This window comes from Pseudomonas sp. K5002, from assembly GCF_013386655.1.
In the GTDB taxonomy this organism is placed as follows: Bacteria; Pseudomonadota; Gammaproteobacteria; order Pseudomonadales; family Pseudomonadaceae; genus Aquipseudomonas.
Map to the genome: position 1 here is coordinate 1 of NZ_JACARK010001022.1, position 3534 is coordinate 3534.

Here is a 3534-nt window from a genome sequence, read left to right on the forward strand (position 1 = left end):
CGGCCCCCAGCCTTGAAGGCCTGGCGCCGGCTACCTATGCGCTGTGCCTGGCGCTGCTGGATATGGACACACCGCTCTGGCTGGCGCCGTGCTTCGACACGCCGCTGATCCGCGCCAACCTGGCCTTCCACTGCGGCTGCCCGCTGACCGCCAACCGGGAAGAGGCCGCGTTCGCCTTGCTCGGTGAACAGGACTTGCTCGACCTCAGCGGCTTCGACCACGGCAATGACCGCTACCCGGATCAGTCCTGCACCTTGCTGGTCCAGTTGACCGACCTGGAAGCCGGTCGCGCCTTGAACTGGCGCGGTCCGGGGATCAAGACCCAGCGTCAGGTCAACCTGCCCGTACCCCAGGCGTTCTGGCTGGAACGCCAACGCCGCGAGACGTTTCCCCGTGGCCTGGACGTGTTGTTCGCCGCCGGCCATCACCTGATCGGCCTGCCACGCAGCACCCGAATTGCACAGGAGCATGCCTGATGTACGTAGCCGTCAAGGGTGGCGAACAGGCCATCGACAATGCCCACCGCCTGCTGGCGAAAAAACGCCGGGGCGATACTTCCATTGCGGAACTGAGCGTGGAGCAGATCCGCGAGCAACTGCCGCTGGCGGTCGCGCGAGTGATGAGCGAAGGCTCGCTGTACGACACGGAGCTGGCCGCACTGGCGATCAAGCAAGCGGCGGGGGATCTGGTGGAAGCGATCTTCCTGCTGCGGGCCTACCGCACCACGTTGCCGCGCTTCAGCCCGAGCCTGCCGATCGATACCGTGCAGATGTCACTGAGCCGGCGTTTGTCGGCGACTTTCAAGGACGTGCCGGGCGGGCAACTGCTGGGCCCGACCTTCGATTACACCCACCGCCTGCTGGACTTTGCGCTGCTGGCCGAAGGTGAATACCCGGGCCCGCAAACCACGCCGGATGCGACTCTGGAAGCGTGCCCTCGGGTACTCGGCCTGCTGGCCAAGGAAGGGCTGATCAAGAACGAATCCGACGACACCGGCAGCGTCGCCGACATCACCCGCGACCCGCTGGAATACCCGGCCAACCGCGCCCAGCGCCTGCAAGCCCTGGCCCGTGGCGACGAAGGTTTCCTGCTGGCACTGGGTTACTCGACCCAACGTGGTTACGGCCGCAACCACCCGTTCGCCGGCGAGATTCGCATCGGCGATGTGGAGGTGTGGATCGACCCGGAAGAGCTGGGTTTCCCGATTTGCCTGGGCAGCATCGAAGTCACCGAGTGCGAGATGGTCAACCAGTTCGTCGGCTCGGCCACCGAGCTGGCGCAGTTCACCCGGGGCTACGGCCTGGCATTCGGGCATGCCGAGCGCAAGGCGATGGGCATGGCCCTGGTGGACCGCTCGCTGCGGGCCAATGAGTTCAACGAAGAGATCGTCTCGCCGGCCCAGCAGGAAGAATTCGTGCTGTCCCACTGCGACAACGTCGAGGCGGCGGGCTTCGTTTCCCACCTCAAATTGCCTCACTACGTGGACTTCCAGTCCGAGCTGGAACTGATCCGCAAACTGCGCCAACCGGCCGAGGGCACCCGCCATGAATGACCTGACTCAAGCGCCTGCGCGTGACCCTGCGTACAACTTCGCCTACCTCGACGAGCAGACCAAACGCATGATCCGCCGCGCCTTGCTCAAGGCCGTGGCGATCCCCGGTTACCAGGTGCCGTTCGGTGGCCGCGAGATGCCGCTGCCTTACGGTTGGGGCACCGGCGGCATGCAACTGACCGCCGCGATCCTGGGAGCTGACGACGTGCTCAAGGTAATCGACCAGGGCGCCGACGACACCACCAACGCCGTGTCGATCCGCCGCTTCTTCGCCCGTACGGCGGGCGTCGCCACCACCGAAAGCACCCCGGACGCGACGGTGATCCAGACCCGCCACCGCATCCCGGAAACTCCGTTGCAGGCCGATCAGATCATGGTCTACCAGGTGCCGATCCCGGAGCCGCTGCGTTTTATCGAACCGTCGGAAACCGAGACCCGCACCATGCACGCCCTGAATGACTACGGGGTAATGCACGTAAAGCTTTACGAGGACATCGCCACCTTCGGCCATATCGCCACCAGCTACGCCTACCCGGTGATGGTGGATGAGCGCTACGTGATGGACCCCTCGCCGATCCCGAAATTCGACAACCCGAAACTCGACATGAGCCCGGCGCTGATGCTGTTCGGTGCCGGTCGCGAAAAGCGCCTGTACGCGGTGCCGCCGTACACCCAGGTCACCAGCCTCGACTTTGAAGACCATCCGTTCGAAGTGCAGAAGTGGGAACACACCTGCGCGATCTGCGGCAGCCATGAATCGTTCCTCGATGAGCTGATTCTCGACGACGCCGGTACCCAGAGTTTTGTGTGTTCCGACACCTGGTACTGCGCCCAACGGGTCAAGGAGAACAACCAGTGAGCCAGCCTCTTTTGCAAGTGCGTGACCTGTCGTTGTTGTACGGGGAAGAGAAGGGCTGCCAGGACGTCAGCTTCGATTTGTACCCCGGTGAAGTGTTGGGGATTGTTGGTGAGTCGGGCTCGGGCAAGTCCACTTTGCTCTCGCTGCTCAGCGGGCGTCTGCCACCGCAGGCCGGCCACATTGGCTATCGCGGCAAGGACGGTGAATGGCTGGATCTGTACAGCGCCAGCGAAGCCGAACGTCGCACCTTGCTGCGCACCGAATGGGGCTTTGTCGAGCAGAACCCTCGGGACGGTTTGCGCATGGGCGTGTCTGCCGGCGCCAATATCGGCGAGCGCCTGATGGCCCAGGGCGTGCGCAACTATGAGCAACTGCGTGGCGCCGGCCTCGACTGGCTGGGCCAGGTAGAAATCGACCCGCAGCGCATCGACGACTTGCCCCGGACCTTTTCCGGCGGCATGCAGCAGCGCCTGCAAATCGCCCGCAACCTGGTCTCCAGCCCGCGTCTTGTATTTATGGACGAGCCCACCGGCGGCCTGGACGTGTCGGTACAGGCGCGCTTGCTCGACCTGCTACGCGGCCTCGTTCGCGAGCTGGATCTGGCGGTGGTGATCGTCACCCACGACCTCGCCGTGGCGCGCCTGCTGGCCGACCGCCTGATGGTGATGCGCCGCTCGCGCGTGGTGGAAACCGGGCTGACGGACCAGATCCTCGACGATCCACAGCACCCTTACTCTCAACTGCTGGTGTCTTCGGTATTGCAACCATGATGAATGCCTTGATCGAGGTCCGTGACCTCTCGAAAACCTTCACCTTGCACCAGCAGAACGGCGTGGTGCTGAACGTGCTGCGCGGGGTGGAGTTCAGCGTGAAAGGCGGTGAGTGCCTGGTGCTGCATGGCCAGTCCGGCGCCGGTAAAAGCACGTTGCTGCGCACCCTGTACGGTAACTATCTGCCGGCGGGCGGCAGCATCCGGGTACAGCACCTCGGCGAATGGCTGGAGCTGGTTGGTGCCGAGCCGCGTGAGGTGTTGCAGGTGCGCCAGCAGACCCTGGGCTACGTCAGCCAGTTTCTGCGGGTGATCCCGCGGGTGGCCTGCCTGGATGTGGTGATGGAGCCCGCC

The 3534-nt window shown here is 64.4% G+C and carries 5 protein-coding genes; all 5 read left to right on the top strand.

What is annotated here, in order from left to right:
- Positions 1–476: phosphonate C-P lyase system protein PhnH (phnH, locus tag HX846_RS32660; RefSeq protein ID WP_178966994.1), on the top strand; the 476-nt coding region annotated here is incomplete at its 5' end.
- Complete coding sequence (locus HX846_RS32665) at positions 476–1552, top strand: carbon-phosphorus lyase complex subunit PhnI (protein WP_134327103.1); 1077 nt, start codon at positions 476–478, stop codon at positions 1550–1552. The genes phnH and HX846_RS32665, both read left to right, overlap by 1 nt.
- Positions 1545–2411: an alpha-D-ribose 1-methylphosphonate 5-phosphate C-P-lyase PhnJ gene (locus HX846_RS32670; protein ID WP_008434764.1), complete on the top strand. Its 867-nt coding sequence runs from the start codon at positions 1545–1547 to the stop codon at positions 2409–2411. Before HX846_RS32665 ends, HX846_RS32670 begins: the two co-directional genes overlap by 8 nt.
- Complete coding sequence (gene phnK, locus HX846_RS32675) at positions 2372–3181, top strand: phosphonate C-P lyase system protein PhnK (RefSeq protein ID WP_085984643.1); 810 nt, start codon at positions 2372–2374, stop codon at positions 3179–3181. Before HX846_RS32670 ends, phnK begins: the two co-directional genes overlap by 40 nt.
- Positions 3181–3534, top strand: a 354-nt coding sequence (locus tag HX846_RS32680; protein WP_178966995.1) for an ATP-binding cassette domain-containing protein, incomplete at its 3' end; no start/stop codon positions are given. The genes phnK and HX846_RS32680, both read left to right, overlap by 1 nt.

What these genes read in the sequence shown, in the direction of transcription:
- HX846_RS32665 (WP_134327103.1), top strand. Translation starts at nt 476, where the DNA reads ATGTACGTAGCCGTCAAGGGTGGCGAACAGGCCATCGACAATGCCCAC.
- HX846_RS32670 (WP_008434764.1), top strand. Translation starts at nt 1,545, where the DNA reads ATGAATGACCTGACTCAAGCGCCTGCGCGTGACCCTGCGTACAACTTC.